Raw genomic sequence first — 15,391 nt, forward strand, 5'->3', positions numbered from 1 at the left:
GCCCCTGTTGTGATCTGATCATAGATATACCTCGCATAATCGCAAAACAAATGGCGATATGCCCACATTGTCACCATAAACTTTGCGAAGCCGATGTTAATCACGACAGTCGCATAGTTGCACTAAGCTTTAGCGCACTATTAATGCTGCTCAGCAGTATGTTTTACCCTTTTATTTCATTTAGTAGTAGCGGTATAACTCAAACTATTACACTACCCGACGCGGCTCGAATTTTGTTTAATTATGATAGTGAGCTGCTTGGCTTATTTATTGATTTGAGCATTATTGCCCTGCCCATGGGTTTGCTTGTTATTTTAATTCCTTTGCATCTTGGGCTTTTAAAAGCATTACCAGAGAGCATTGCAAGGCGACTACTAAAGTTCACTTTGGCGTTAGAGCCTTGGATTATGTCGGAAATATTTTTAATTGGCGTACTTGTTAGTATGGTTAAAATCATGTCGCTGGCTGATATTAGCTTCGGCACGAGTTTTTGGGCTTATGTGGGGTTTGTTATTTTATACATAGCTGCACTTGTTCACTTAAATCGCCCACGCTTATGGGCTCAAATAAAGCCTGTAAAAGTACTCGAAGGCGCAGAGCATGCTAAACGTGCAATAGATGAAAATATTAAAGCCTGCCATGTGTGCCATCAACTATGTACCAGTAATATTTGCCAGCGTTGCCATACAAAAACACACGTCAGAAACCCTTATAGCGTACAAAAAGCAGCAGCTTGGCTAATTACTTCTGTTGTTTGTTATATTCCAGCTAATGTTTTACCTATTATGCACACCACTAGCCTTGGGGATGAATCCCCTTCAACTTTAATTGGTGGGGTTATTACTCTTTGGAACAGTGGCTCCTACCCTATTGCCGCTATTATATTTTTAGCCAGCGTTGTGGTGCCACTTGCTAAAGCTTTTGTATTGAGCTTTTTATGCTTTATGGTTACAAGGCCTGCCAATAAACATACAAAAAGTTACACCCGAATTTATCAACTGACTGAGTTTATTGGTAAATGGTCGATGATAGATGTATTCGTGGTTGCTATTTTAGTGGCCTTAGTTCAACTGGGTAATTTAATGTCAGTAACGCCAGGATTAGGCATTGTATTTTTTACAGTTATGGTAATATGCCAAATGATGGCTGCCCATGCCTTTGACCCACGCTTATTGTGGGATTCCCCTAAAAACAAAAAATCAGAGAACAAAGCATGACCGAAACCGCCGAAATAACAAAAGAACCGAAAATTTCCGCTATCTGGATCATTCCGGCAATTGCGCTGTTAGTGGGCATGTGGATGTTATACCAATACCAAGCTAATAAAGGCCCTACTATTTTTATCGAAATGCCACAAGCAGAAGGTATTATTGCAGGTAAGACTGAAATAAAAGTGCGCAGTGTAAAAATAGGTCAAATTGATCATGTTCGGCTATCCGACACGCAAGACAGCGTAATTGCTCGCGCGCAAATAGATAAAAATTACAACGAGCTACTGACTGACGATGCCAAAATTTGGGTCGTAAAACCACGCATTGATGAAACAGGTATTAGCGGGATGAGTACGTTATTGTCTGGTGTATATTTAGAGTTTTCACCCGGTGAAAGTAAAGAACTAAAAGAGCGTTTTAAGTTACAAGATGAACCCGCCCTCATTGGTAAAGATGTGAAAGGTGGTCGTTTTAAATTAATGAGTTACAACGCTGAAGTACTTGATGTAAGCACCGGTATATTCTTCAAAAATTATAAAATAGGGCAAATAGAAACCGCCACTTTTGATTGGGAAAACCAAGCAATGAAGTACGGCGTATTTATTAAAGCCCCTTATCAAAATCTGATCACCATGAACTCTATTTTTTGGGTGAACGCAGGAATTGAAATTGACCTATCTGCCGATGGTATCAATATTAATACGGGCTCTTTGAGTAAACTATTAAAAGGCGGTATTTCGGTTGGTTTACCTGAACAACAGGCCCCGGGTGAAATAGCACAAGATGGGCATAGCTTTTCATTAAGCCAAAGCTATAAAGAGGCGTTAGAAGAGCGCTTTTATGATTTTGATTACTACCTAATTGAATTTGAACAATCAGTTCGAGGACTACGCACAGGTGCACCTGTCGAATACAGAGGTATGCGTGTAGGTACTGTTGTTGAAACCCCTGCCAATGTAATTATTGACGGTAAACCTGCCCACTTTAGAAACCATAATACGGCGGTTCCAGTGCTTATAAAAGTAGAATACGGACGCTTGTATCATGACAGTGCTTCAGCAAAAGAGTATTGGCAAGGCAGTTTAAAGGGCTGGATTGAAAGTGGGATGCGCGCCTCGTTAAAGCCTGGTAATTTATTAACGGGTGCTGTGTATGTAGATTTTGATATATACCCCGACGCGCCAGAAGCGCACCTAGGTAAACTTGTGCAGTATGATGTTTTTCCGAGTATTTCAAGCGGTATAACTGTATTAGCAGATCAAGTTTCTGACGTACTTAATAAGGTAAATAACTTAAAAGTTGAAGATAGCTTGGCACAAATGCAAGCTACATTTACCGATTACCGAGCGCTTGCTAATGAAATGCGAGAGCTGCTAAGCCAAAAAGATACACAAAACTTACCTGGCGACTTTAACCGTAATTTCGAAAAGATGACGAAAAGCATGGAGCAGTTTGAAGTCACTATGCGCCAATTTGATAAAACCATGGCCAGTTACCAAGCCGGTTCTGAACTTCATCATCAAATACAGCAAACGTTAAAAGAGTTTAAACGTTTAAGTGAGGGCCTACAGCCTCTAACTCGCGGATTAAACGAGCAACCTAATATGCTAATTTTTGATAAATCATTACCAGCAGATCCAAAACCAAGGAAGCAATAATGAAATCGTTATTTTTAACTGCAAGTTTATTATTACTATTGGCAGGTTGTAGTTCATCAATACAAACTGCGACACAGTATTACCAGTTTGAGCAGCCTATAGGTGCATCGTCTCGAAACGTTGCAGATACAGATGCGCAACTAAGAATACAAACTGTTGTACTTAGAGGCGCTTTAAATAATTTGGGCATTGCTATGAAAATAGATAGCAACCAAATTCATGCTGCAAATTATAACCTGTGGGGCGAATCGCCGGATGTAATGCTTACTGCAACAGCCCAGCAAACACTTTTTAATGCTATGCCCAACTGGATGGTAATAAAAGGCTTACCGGTCATTACTGAACTTGATCAACAAACGTTTTATGAGCTTGAATACGAAATTCACCACTTTAATGGCGATATGCAAGGTAACGCTGATATTTCTGGGCTTTGGCGTTTATATTACACACACCCTGAAACAGGCCGACGCCTTATAAGTATTAATAATTTTTCGCAATTGGTCCCTATTGATGATGATGGCTATGATGGCCTGGTTTCGACACTTGAAGCAACATGGCTAAATATAAACCTAAATGTTGCAAAACAAATAGAACAAGCAAGACTTTAATCGTTAAGTGACAATATAATCACGGCGGTTTTATCATCATTGATAACCGCCTTGCCCTTTATTTTAAAGCCCAATTTTAACAACACATTCTGCGATGCCCTATTATCTGGTGATGTTATTGCACACAGTTTTGTAATTCCAAATTCATGCTTATGTTGCAAAAGTGCGCTGGCCGCTTCAAAAACATAACCCTTTTTTTCAAAACCGCTTACAAGTGCAAAACCTAAATCAGGTTGCAGTAACGCGGCGCGTTTATAAAACCCAACAACGCCAACCACTACAGCATTATGCAAAGTAATAATGTAAGGCCCAAAGCCTTGGCGTACATGAGAAGCAATAAATGACTGATTGATGTACGACTTGGCATCATCAAGGGTATAGATTGCTTTATCACCAATATGCTCTATGAAACTCGCCTGATTAACTAGCTTAAGTAAAATAGCTGCATCAAGCTCATTTGCATGGCGCAACAACAGTCGATTTGTTTTAAATACAGCGTTCAATGTAAGCTCCTTTAAAAAACTTTGTTTTGCATGTAACTTTTTGTTGACTGAAATTAAAAAGCAGATTATTTTTGCGCCGATGTTTTTACAGGCACAACAATAGCGGTTTGCACTCCTTGCACCGTCTGGCGCCAAAGCCAACGCGTTTCACTTAAGCTGCTATTTAACATAACTGTTTATGTGTCCCTCCCTCGCGTACAAAAGCAGTGACTTGGAAGATGATTTTACAACAAACTTATCATCTTCTTTGTTTTTGTATAAGCAGTTTAAAAATTAATACTATTGTAATTTTTATACATGCTTTTAATTTTGTGAATACTTAAATGCTTGAACCTTCTGCGTTAAGTTTACTGCCACCTTTGGTGGTAGTTGTATTGGCTGTTGTATTACGCCGCCCTATTTTATCTTTACTTATTGGTGCTTTAGTTGGTTTAGTTATCGCCGATCCTGCACAAGTACTTACTAACTTTGCGAGTACATCGCTAAAAGTGATGACAGACGAAACCATCGGCTGGCTAATACTTGTATGTGGTGGCTTTGGCGCTTTAATCGCGCTATTAGTGCGCACAGGTGGCGCATCGGCTTTTGGCAAGTTAGCCCTTAAATACACTAAAGGTAAGCGTTCATCTTTGTTTATGACCTTTTGTTTGGGTGTAGTTATTTTTATTGATGACTACTTAAATGCGCTTACCGTGGGTGAAACCATGAAACGCATTACCGATAAATTTAAAGTGAGCCGTGAGATGCTTGCCTATGTTGTAGACTCTACTGCTGCACCAATTTGTGTACTTGTCCCTTTATCTACCTGGGCGGTTTTTTTTGGAGGCTTACTCGTAGATAACGGTATTGCTGAAGAAGGCAAAGGGATTGCGGTTTATATCCAAGCCATACCATATATGTTTTATGCGTGGTTTGCAGTGCTTGTTGTTTTACTTGTTGTGCTGGGTATTATTCCTGCGATTGGTCCAATGAAAAAAGCAGAGCAAATGGCACAAATTGAGCAAGCTCAAGTCGACCCTGCTCAATACAATGATGTTCAAACAGCGGATGAATATGCAGTAAAAGCCGTAGAAGAGAACTTTGAAGATGCTGATCCTAAAGGTAAATTACGTAACTTTTTGGCGCCGATTATTTTACTGGTTGCATTTACTGTTTACTTTGAAATAGACGTATACAAAGGCTTATTAGCAACAATGGCGGTCACTCTCCCGTTTTATGCTCTACAAAAATTAATGAGCGTAAGTGAAATGATTGAACGCATGCTTGATGGCTTTAAAAGTATGATCCCCGCGATTGGTACTGTTATAGCTGCGTTTATATTTAAAGATGTATGCGACTTAATTGGTTTGCCTCAGTTTGTTATTGGCAGCTTAAGCCCTTATATGACCGCTGCATACTTACCAGCCGTGGTATTTATTTCAATGGCTATTTTAGCGTTTGCAACGGGGTCTAGCTGGGGTATTTTTGCTGTATCAATTCCCATTGTTATGCCACTGGCTAATGCGGTTGATGCAAACATACCACTGGTAATTGGGGCGCTATTATCGGCTTCTTCTTTTGGTAGCCAAGCGTGTTTTTACTCAGATTCAACCGTACTCGCAGCGCAAGGTTCTGGTTGTAATTTAATGAGCCATGCCGTTACACAATTGCCATACACGCTAATTGCTGCGGCATTAGCTGTTATAGGCTTTTTAATAATGGCTTAAATACTATACCAATCCGCAATAATACTTAATCATTTTGCGGGGCTAAACGAGTCGCTACCTGCGTTAAAAAATTTTTATTTAGAACAACTAAATAGCGAATTTTTTGCCTAGCTATCAACACGTTTTTCCATCCTCAAAATAGATCACTTAATTAAGCGAATTGGTATTATTGGTAAATATAGTGAGATAAATAATAAACCCCAATGTAGTGATACATTGGGGTTTATTTTAGCTACCTAAATAAAGCTTATTTTTGTAGTTTAATACCATTGTAATAAGCATCAAGCGTTGTGATTTTAGTTTGATTTGGTAAATCGGCAAAGTCACTTTCTATAAACTTAGTCCCGCGTAATTGCACATTTAAACGTGCCGCATTAGGATTAAGCATTGTTTGTTTATAGTAGTCTTTTATATCTGCAAGCGTTACTTTTTCAACTTCATCAATCAGCTTTTGCTTAGAATCAAAGGTAAAGTTTTCACGGTACCAATCGTTTATAAGTGGGCTCATTTCGTCACTTAAGTTTTTAGGCTGCTCTTTAAGTGATACAAGGGTAGAGTTTTTAAGCTGCTCAAAAGTCTCTTCGCTCATGTTATCAAGTTCAACTGCGTATTCTTTTTTAAACTTATCAAAACGAGCTTGTATTTCTTTTGGTCCTTTAACCGGTGTTTGGATGTACAAACCAATTGCTGAGTAATCTTCAATTGGGCGAGCTAACGCACCTACTGCGTATGCAAGTTGCTCCTCAGTACGCATTTTATCAAACGCAACTGTTCTAAAATGGCTTTGTAATACAGCTGCTTCTGCTTTTTGTTTGTAACCCGCAACAGGATGAACGGTCATATCAACCACCGCTACATCGGCTACATCAATATCTTTTTGCAGTACCAGCGTTTCGCCCGGTTGTGGCAACCACGCTTTGCTTCGTGCAAATTCACTGCGCTTATGATTACTTGGTAATGTTGCACTTAACTCTTGTGCAATCGCGTCTATATCTTGCTGATCGTAGTTACCGTAACTAAATACACGTAAATCGTTTTGTGCAAACGTAGCTGTTTTTAATTGTGCTAAGTCGGCAACACTCAGTGAGTCAGCGGCTTCAATAAGCGCATCTGTATCAAAGCCACCTGTACGCGTTAGTTTTGAATACTCGCCAAATGCTTGTGCATACGGAAACTGCTTTTGTTGGTTTAGTAAATTACGTTTAAAACGATCTACCGCTTGGCTAAATGCTTGTGCTGTTTCATCGACTTTTAATCCGGTTAAAGCTTGTTTAAGCAATACATCTTGCTTATCTGTAAAACCACTCATAGATAAAACAAGACCATTACTCGGTGCTAAGCTTACGCTCATACCGGCGATTGCTGCTTCGGTACTTAACTGACTTTGTTGAATATTATATAAATCAGCCCAAACAGAATAAAGGACTTCTGCTTTGATATCGTTCAAACCGGGTTGAGTATTTATATAAACTTCAACAAGCCCTTTTGGCTGCTCTGCAAATTTTTGACTTGCTTGGCGCCATACTTTTACACCATTTTTATCGTAAGCAAGCTCTGGGTGTTTTTGCTCTTTAAATGCTTGCGTTTTTATTGCAAAATTTTCAGGCAATAAATTGTTTACTGTTGGTAGTGCTAACTTAAATTCGCTTGGTTTTTTCCAGCTGGCAATTTCATCATCGCTAATGTCACTGATGCGGTATTTACCGTCGTAAAAGTGTAGTTGTGAGTCTGTCCCTTCTTGCTGCGATACATACCAAATACGAAGGGTGTCGGCATTTAACTGCTCAAGCACATTGTTTACAGCGTCAGCGTCAAACTTTGCATAATAATAAGGTGCATTAATAGCGTGATTTAACGGATAGTCTTGCATGCTTTGCGTAAGCGAGCTTACATAATTAAACTCATCACCTTTTTCTAAAAACTTAAACTGGTTATTAAGGGAAGTACGAATTTCGTTGAAGTACTTGCTATCAACACCTTCTTTTTTAATTAGGTCGATGTACTGCATGATAGTTGCAACTATTTCATCACGATTTTTCATGCCTTCATCGGTAAGCTCTACATTTACATTTAACGAACCGTAGTTGCCATATTGATTTGGTGCAGCTGAAGCAGAAAGCTGAGACACCCACCCTTTATCACGAAGAAGTTGCGCTGGGCTGCCCGGCATTTCATTACTTAGTAAATACGCTACAAATCGATTTGGTTTAAGTGCAAATTCGCTATTATTATTAGCAATGGTGAAATCAAGTTGCAGCTGTTTTACATCTTCATTTGGTGCATAAAACACGCGTTTTCCGCCAGCGTTATCAAAATCAAGTTTTGCAGTCACTGTTGGTTTTTCGATATTTTTATTTTTTATGTCAGCAAAGTATTTTTGCGCTTTTTGCTCCATTTCAGCAATAGGTAAATTAGAAATAAGCGCAACTTTCATAATATTTGAAGAGTAGTATTTATTATAAAAATCAACCGTTTCTTTATGAAGTGAACTGTTTTCTTTATCGCCAAGGGTTTCTAGGTTACCAATTAAAAAGCGATTAGCTGGGTGATCGCCCATCATTTTGCGCGCGAGTTTAAATTGTCCAAAAAAGTCCATTTCGCGGCGCATTGACCACTCTGCATTCACTGCATTTTTTTCTTTATCTGTGTATTCTGGGTATAACTTAGGCGCTTTGAAAAAATCAGCAAAACGGTCTAGCCCTTCATCAAACGCGTCGTTATTAATTTTAAACATGTAATTAGTAATATCGAGCCAAGTATACGCATTGTGCGCGCCACCATTTTTGGTCATAAAATCAGAATACCCTTTTGTGTCTGGGTAGCGATCTGTGCCTAAAAACAGCATGTGCTCTAAATAATGCGCCATACCTTGTTGCGACATTGGGTCGTGCAGTAAACCAACACCAACGCTTAGTGCCGCTGCAGATTTTTCAGCACCTGGATCTGACACTAAAATTACTTCAATGTCGTTTGCCAGCTTAAGTGTTTTATATTCGCGGTTATCGTTAGGACTTACGACTAACGTATCTGATAGTAAAGAGGCCTGAGGCGCCACTGAAACCGAAGCCGTATTTGAACAACCACTTAAAACTGCAAGTGCGATGGCACTAAAACCAATAATCTTTTTCATTTTTGTTTTCCATTAAAAAGTATTGCGCAAAATAGCGTGCGCCAATTCAAAGCAATATAGTTAAGCTAAACTAACATTTTCAATTAATAACTTTCTACAAAATAACGCTATTTTGTGTAACACATTGTGAAAAATGTCTTCATAATTGGATATTAGTTGGGAGTCTGCCAACCTTGCGAGACTAAAAATCATTCAACATCAAAAAATACGCAAATTCTAAATAATAAGGAAAAACAATGGAAAAAATCATCATACTTGCCATGTTTGCACAAGTTACGCTTTCACTGGTTGTCATGCTCATTATGGGTAAAAGGCGCTTTGCCGCAGCTAAAAATAAACAACTAGATTTAAGTGATTTTAAAACAATGCAGTTAGATAAGGCTGGCGACACTATTAGGGTGGCAGATAGAAACTTTTCGAATCAGTTTGAAATACCAGTGCTTTTTTACGCGGGGTGTTTACTTGCACTGCAACTAAATAGCGCCAGTACACTTGTGGCAATACTGGCCTGTTTATTTGTAGCAACACGTATTGTGCATAGCGTTATTCATTTAGGTGAAAACAACGTACGCGCACGTTTTAAAGTGTTTTTACTGGGTTGTGTTTGTGTGTTTTCAATTTGGCTAGCAATGGTTTGGCGAGTACTATTTTAAATAGCAAAGTTTAATAATAGTAATGTGGACGGCTGGTTTAGGCCATCCACATTAACGTTAATTTTAATTATTTAGCACGTTTTAAACGAGGTACCGCAAGTAAAAAAGCACCTAAAAGCCAAATTAACCCGCCGCCAGAACTACTATCTGAACCTATTGGTGCACCTGAGTCAATTAACGTGTTTTCAGTTACAGTAAGGCCTACGGCTGAATTAGGATCATCATCCATAACAGTTACACTTTGAATAGTTACCAAATTAGCACTACTAATTGCTACATCACTGCTTGAGCATTGCTCAGTGGTAATATCAACCACGGGTGTATCACCACAATGCACTAAAGCAGCAATTTTATCTAAGGTTGATTGGCTCGCGGCAGTAATTTGTCCAAACACTGTAAAACCGCCATTTTGCGTATCTAGCGCTGCACTTCCTGCGCTATTATTAGCCATATTAAAAAACCACTGACTTGTAGCGCTATTTTCATTGCCTGATAATTTAGCCATTGCAATGGTGCCTTTAACGTTTGAAAAAACAGGCTCATTTTCTACAGCTGGCTTTGTAGTAATCGCATCTAATGAATCTGAGTATGTAAATCCACCACCTTGAATAACAAAGTTACTGACAGAGCGGTGAATTACTGTTTCGTTATATGAATCGTCTTGAACGTAACTTAAAAAATTGGCGACTGTTTTAGGTGTTTGTTGATCAAACAAGTTAATTTCTATGACACCTTGGCTCGTGTTCATTTCGACAATAGTGGCAGCACTTGTAAAGCTTGCTGCAGCGAGTACTGAGCCAAGTAAAAGTTTTTTCATGTTATATTCCTGTTGTTATATTTTTTAGTTAATTGTTAATGTGTTAACACATTAATACCATAGGCGACTAAAATCGATTATAAAGTGTGAGTTGATACAAATTAGACCGCGTTGATAACAAATTAATTACATATAGTATTACTTATATTCTTTTTAGCTATATAAATCTAATCATTTAAAATTAAATCATCTTAAAAGCATACCTACTTTTTGTTACCTTTAAAAAACACAAAACAATAGGAACTGACGATGCAACATACTGAACACACAATTTGCGACTTTGGTTTACACCGAGGCGAAGCTTACACAAAACTACCCGCTAGCTTTTTAACGTGGATGATTGCAACAAACCATGAAAAATCTAAATATGCGAGTGAAGAGTTAAAGCGCAGAGAAACAGCTGCAACAAGCCGTAATTAAGGTAAAATGTAAATAAGTACGTTTTTTTCGCATAAAACTAGTTTAAACTAGCCGCTCAATAAATTAAGTGGGCCTTAATAGACAGGTATTTTATGCGAATAATTATTTTATTTTCAGTTTTTTTAAGCGTACTTGGGTGCACATCGGCAACTTCCGACCCAAGTGCAAGCAACTCTCCTGCAACTCAATATCTAACTGTACTTCATACGAATGATAACCATGGGCGCTTTTGGCAAAACGAAAAAGGCGAATACGGTATGGCAGCTCGCAAAACGTTAATTGACTCATTACGCAATGAAGCTAAAAAGCAAGGTCATGCAGTATTACTTCTCTCTGGTGGTGATATAAATACAGGCATTCCTGAATCAGATTTACAAAAAGCAGAACCTGACTTTAAAGGTATGTCGCTGATTGGTTACGATGCGATGGCATTGGGTAATCATGAATTCGACAATCCTATTGATGTACTGAATCAACAACAAGAATGGGTAAATTTCCCTTTTCTATCAGCTAATATATTTGAAAAAGAATCAGGCGAACACGCGTTTGATAGCTATAAAATATTCAAAAAGAATGGCTTAACTATTGCTGTTATTGGTTTAACAACAACCGACACAGCTAAAATTGGTAACCCTCAATATATTGGGCACTTGGAGTTTAAAGACCCTGTTGATGTTACAGCAAAACTAGCTAAAAAAATAAAAGCTAAGTACAACCCAGACATTACAATCGCCCTGACTCATATGGGTCATTATGTTGATGCTAGTTTTGGTATTAACGCACCCGGTGATGTAACACTTGCTCGCTCACTTCCTGCGAACACGCTTGATATGATCATTGGTGGCCACTCTCAAGAACCTGTTTGTATGAGCGATAAAAATGTAAATGACAATAGTTTTAAACCAGGTCTTGCTTGTAAGCCGGACCAACAAAACGGTACTTATATTATGCAAGCCCATGAATGGGGTAAGTATGTTGGTAAAGCTGAGTTTAAGCTTGAAAACGGAAAATTAACGTTACTAGACTACAAACTCATGCCTGTTAATTTGTATGTAGATAAAGTTCAAGCTGATGGCTCTACTAAAGCAGTATTAGCAAACGAGTACATTAAACCAGACCCTAAACTTGAATCTTATTTAGCGGTATACCAAGCTAAAGGCGCTAAACAGATTGAAGGTACCATTGGTGAAGTAGATGCTCGCTTAGAAGGTGACAGAAACAAAGTTCGTTACCGACAAACAAACCTTGCACGTGTAATTATTCAAGCTCAAATGGATGTAGTAAATGCAGACTTTGGATTAATAAGTGGCGGTGGTATTCGCAGCTCAATAGAGGCTGGTAAAGTAAGCTATAAAGATATTTTAAAAGTACATCCTTTTAAAAACCGCATTACTTATATGGATTGGCAAGGCAGTGATTTATGGGATTACTTAAATACAGTAACGAGCTTCCCACCGGATGCTGGTGCTTATTTGCAATACCATAAAATATCGTTTGAGCGTAAAAATAATCAGTTGGTTAATGTTTTGATCAATGGCGAACCGCTTAATAAAAATAAAACATACAGAATGAGTCTAAATAGCTATAACGCATCAGGCGGTGATGGTTATCCTGCACTTACAAATAAAAAAGGCTTTGTAAGTACAGACGAAACAGATGCTAAAGCACTTCAAGACTTTATTTCAAAAAATAGCCCTCTCAAAGCGGCTGAATTTACCCCTAAATAACCTCTAAGAATAAGAGGAAAGTAATCTAGTTACTTTCCTCTTATTTCAATATTACCTTTTTTAATATTTGCCAGCCCATAACTATGCAAACGAGAACGAGAGCCTTCTCCATAGGCTTTAGGTGGGTAATATAACTCTTTTTCTTCAGGACACTCACTAAGTACTTCATCTAACGCCGCACGTATCTCACTCAAGGTTTTTTCTAGGCTATTATTAAAATTAGGTCTTTTTCTAACCGTATGACCAAGTTCGACCAACCTATAAAAATACTTGTTAGCGAGCTCTAGAAGCTCCTCTGGTACATCTTTATTATGACTAAGCGCTACATCATCGTTATTTGTACAATACTCTACAAGTGCTAAATAAAAGCATAATGGCTTATTGGCTAAACCCACTTTTTGCTCTGTATTACAACTACTTGATAGTGTTTTATCGTTAAGGTCAATTATAAGTATTAGCGGCGTAGGCTCTGTAATTGATTGATGCTGTGCATTATTAAACTGCTTATTACTTTGTTTAATAAATGCAAACTTTACCCAAAAACTAATCAACACACTTAATACTAAAAATATAAAATAGTAAATAAAATGGCTTAATGTAAAGTGGGTTTGCTGAACGTTAAATACAACTAATACAGGTCCGTTATTAGTGCTCAAACTACGTGTTATTTGGTGTAAGTTTACAGGTGCTAGCATTTCGCCTTTTGGTGCAATAGCAACAACTTTAAGATCGTTCGAATTAATGTAGCTATTTAAGGTTTTAATGTAGCTATTAACCGCATCTTTATTCCCCGAATGCTTTAGCAGCTCATTTGATAAATCAAGTAATGGTAAGTCGAGTGCTATTTGCCTTTCTATCTGCGTTATTTTTTGTTTAGTTACTTGCTGGCTTTTTTGAATTACAGAAATATAAAACACAGAAGATAAAGTTAAAAATAAGCACAGTAAAACAAGTAGTTGTTTATATTTACTCATCACTAACTTCCTCTTTTAAGTTTACTGAGCTAGTACCGCAACTCCAAAACGATTGTGCATTTTGATAATAATGCAAACTTTGATCTTTAGACATATCAAGCAAATTTGCCTGTACTGCACATAATAAATCAGTATTGTTTTGCTGCATTTTTAAATACCATCTTGTTCCAGTAATATTATTACTCAAAGGCGTAATATAGTTTTTTGAAAAACGTTTTTCGTCACTCTCTTTCCAAAACGAAGCAATAATATCTACTTTTCCGTCGGCGAGTAAATCGCGTAATTCGTTATGAGAACTAGCATAAGTGATTTTCAAATTAGCTAAATTTATATCCAGTTCTTTAAACATTTGCTTTGGTAAAATATGCCCTGATCGGCTGGTAGGATAATCAAGCAAACCTATGCGTTTATCTAAAAAATATTGTTTAGTAATTCGAGGTTTTTCTTTAGAAGATATAAAAAAAGCCGTGTAGTCAGAAAAACCAACTACGGGTTGGTAGTTATAGGTCGACTCCGCTTTAAATGCAGCCATAATATTGCTTTTAGCCAAAATTAGGTCAGCAATTCCTTTACCAACAAACTCAAAGCTATCTGCCGTTCTATATCCCCAATACCCTTTTACCGAGCCATATTGCTTAGCTACTACGTTATCAGAGCATAACTTTTGTGTTAATAACTTGGCTATTTTTTTTGATTGTGTAAAAACAATTAATTGGTCTTTATTACTTGTAGCAGTTGTTTGACACTCTGTTGAGGTTTCGATCATAACCGGAAAATGTAAATCATCATTGTATACACTAACTTGACCGCAAACCCACGTAACGACCAATAATAGAAACAAAAATGTAACAATTAACATTTTGTGCAACACAATATTTTTATAATTCAAAGCAATGCCACCCAAAAATAGACGATATAGTGTATTTGAACAATTTCGCTTACCTATTACAACAAGTAATTTTACCTATTAAATATAAGATACTGATTTTAAACGTAATAGAATAAGAAATTATGAATTTTAATAAGTCCTTCCTATCAACATTAAAAATGAGGACAATTGACCGCATTAGCTTATAGCAACCCCATGAAATATTCATTTAGGAAGTTTTAATGCATAACAATATAAAGTACTCGATATCTTCTGCGCTTTTGATTAGTGCGATATTCACAAGCACTAACTCACACGCTTGGGGTCAAAATGGCCACCGTATTGTAGGGCAGATTGCACAATCTCATATAAGCGAAACAACTAAAGCAGCAATTAAACCTTATTTAGATGGTGAGTCACTTGCGCAAATATCAACGTGGCCTGATGAAATGCGCTCTGCTCCTGGCGACTTTTGGCAAAAGAAATCATCTCGTTGGCATTACATTAATGCAGCCCCAGGAAAATCTTTCAGCTTCAATCACGATCATACTAAAAACAAAGAATCTGTAAGTAATATCCTCGAGGGTATTCACTATTCAATGCAAACGCTCACCGATAAAAATAGCACCTTAGATGCTAAACAGTTCAGTTTGCGTTTTTTAGTGCATTTAGTAGGCGACAGTCATCAACCCTTTCATGCCGGTCGAGGTGAAGACAGAGGTGGTAACCGTATTAAGGTTTCTTTTTTTAACGAAGAAACAAACCTTCACAGCCTTTGGGATACAAAGTTAGTTGAGAACGAGAACTTGTCGTTTACTGAATACGCTCAATTTATTGATACAAATAACAGCGAATTAATTGCTGAGTATTTACAAAGCTCACCTAAAACTTGGGTTGAAGAATCACACAATTTAGCAACAAAAATTTATAAGTACACCAACGACGAAGTTGGGTACAGCTACATTTATAACAACACTCCAATTGTAAAAACACGCCTACAACAAGCGGGTATTCGACTAGCTGGACTATTAAACGCCTTATTTGACCCTTCTGCAAAAGAGTTAGATACGGCACTAAAAATGACGACTGATAAATAAACAGTATTAAATTTATATA

13 protein-coding genes are annotated in these 15,391 nt (G+C 37.6%); 8 read left to right on the forward strand and 5 right to left on the reverse strand.

All coding sequences use genetic code 11. From position 1 onward, the window contains the following. Positions 1-50 precede the first annotated feature (50 nt). Genes H5161_RS04285 through H5161_RS04295 form a run of 3 tightly spaced genes read left to right on the forward strand, consistent with a single transcriptional unit; the run spans position 51 to position 3,477 of the window. Complete coding sequence (locus tag H5161_RS04285) at positions 51-1,217, forward strand: paraquat-inducible protein A (RefSeq protein ID WP_259398672.1); 1,167 nt, start codon at positions 51-53, stop codon at positions 1,215-1,217. Beyond that, positions 1,214-2,869: an intermembrane transport protein PqiB gene (pqiB, locus tag H5161_RS04290; protein ID WP_002959056.1), complete on the forward strand. Its 1,656-nt coding sequence runs from the start codon at positions 1,214-1,216 to the stop codon at positions 2,867-2,869. Before H5161_RS04285 ends, pqiB begins: the two co-directional genes overlap by 4 nt. Further along, positions 2,869-3,477 carry a PqiC family protein gene (locus H5161_RS04295; protein WP_024595769.1) on the forward strand — a complete coding sequence of 203 codons (609 nt, stop codon included), beginning with the start codon at positions 2,869-2,871 and terminating at the stop codon, positions 3,475-3,477. Before pqiB ends, H5161_RS04295 begins: the two co-directional genes overlap by 1 nt. Here the strand turns inward: H5161_RS04295 and H5161_RS04300 are convergent. Then, entirely contained in the window at positions 3,474-3,980 is a 507-nt protein-coding gene (locus H5161_RS04300; protein ID WP_182768759.1) for a GNAT family N-acetyltransferase, read from the reverse strand. The two genes, H5161_RS04295 and H5161_RS04300, sit on opposite strands and share 4 nt — an antisense overlap. Before the next feature lie 323 nt (positions 3,981-4,303). On the opposite strand from H5161_RS04300, the gene H5161_RS04305 reads away from it, so the two are divergent. Further along, complete coding sequence (locus H5161_RS04305; RefSeq protein WP_182724020.1) at positions 4,304-5,686, forward strand: Na+/H+ antiporter NhaC family protein; 1,383 nt, start codon at positions 4,304-4,306, stop codon at positions 5,684-5,686. Between the two features lie 247 nt (positions 5,687-5,933). Here the strand turns inward: H5161_RS04305 and H5161_RS04310 are convergent, their stop codons facing one another. After that, the gene (locus H5161_RS04310) at positions 5,934-8,816 is read right to left on the reverse strand and encodes an insulinase family protein (RefSeq protein WP_182768760.1); all 2,883 of its coding nucleotides are present in this window, start codon (positions 8,814-8,816) and stop codon (positions 5,934-5,936) included. 236 nt (positions 8,817-9,052) lie between these two features. Between H5161_RS04310 and H5161_RS04315 the strand changes: the two genes are divergently transcribed. Next, positions 9,053-9,469 (forward strand): MAPEG family protein, encoded by a 417-nt coding sequence (locus tag H5161_RS04315; protein ID WP_024594583.1) that lies wholly within the window; start codon positions 9,053-9,055, stop codon positions 9,467-9,469. 67 nt (positions 9,470-9,536) lie between these two features. On the opposite strand, the gene H5161_RS04320 is transcribed toward H5161_RS04315, so the two are convergent. Beyond that, entirely contained in the window at positions 9,537-10,286 is a 750-nt protein-coding gene (locus H5161_RS04320) for a peptidylprolyl isomerase (protein ID WP_182768761.1), read from the reverse strand. A 249-nt stretch (positions 10,287-10,535) separates the two neighbouring features. Between H5161_RS04320 and H5161_RS04325 the strand changes: the two genes are divergently transcribed. Continuing rightward, positions 10,536-10,706 (forward strand): hypothetical protein, encoded by a 171-nt coding sequence (locus H5161_RS04325; protein WP_182720648.1) that lies wholly within the window; start codon positions 10,536-10,538, stop codon positions 10,704-10,706. A gap of 92 nt (positions 10,707-10,798) precedes the next feature. Beyond that, positions 10,799-12,433 (forward strand): bifunctional UDP-sugar hydrolase/5'-nucleotidase UshA, encoded by a 1,635-nt coding sequence (gene ushA, locus H5161_RS04330; RefSeq protein WP_182768762.1) that lies wholly within the window; start codon positions 10,799-10,801, stop codon positions 12,431-12,433. A gap of 29 nt (positions 12,434-12,462) precedes the next feature. Here the strand turns inward: ushA and H5161_RS04335 are convergent, their stop codons facing one another. Together H5161_RS04335 and H5161_RS04340 are read right to left on the reverse strand one after the other, a co-directional pair. Next, positions 12,463-13,407, reverse strand: coding sequence for a hypothetical protein (locus H5161_RS04335; RefSeq protein WP_182768763.1), 945 nt, complete (start codon positions 13,405-13,407; stop codon positions 12,463-12,465). After that, positions 13,400-14,266, reverse strand: a complete 867-nt coding sequence (locus H5161_RS04340) for a hypothetical protein (protein WP_084324632.1) — start codon at positions 14,264-14,266, stop codon at positions 13,400-13,402. Before H5161_RS04340 ends, H5161_RS04335 begins: the two co-directional genes overlap by 8 nt. 251 nt (positions 14,267-14,517) lie before the next feature. On the opposite strand from H5161_RS04340, the gene H5161_RS04345 reads away from it, so the two are divergent. Then, positions 14,518-15,372 carry a S1/P1 nuclease gene (locus H5161_RS04345; protein ID WP_024594577.1) on the forward strand — a complete coding sequence of 285 codons (855 nt, stop codon included), beginning with the start codon at positions 14,518-14,520 and terminating at the stop codon, positions 15,370-15,372. Positions 15,373-15,391 lie beyond the last annotated feature (19 nt).

The organism is Pseudoalteromonas sp. SG43-5, from assembly GCF_014164345.1.
In the GTDB taxonomy this organism is placed as follows: domain Bacteria; phylum Pseudomonadota; class Gammaproteobacteria; order Enterobacterales; family Alteromonadaceae; genus Pseudoalteromonas; species Pseudoalteromonas distincta.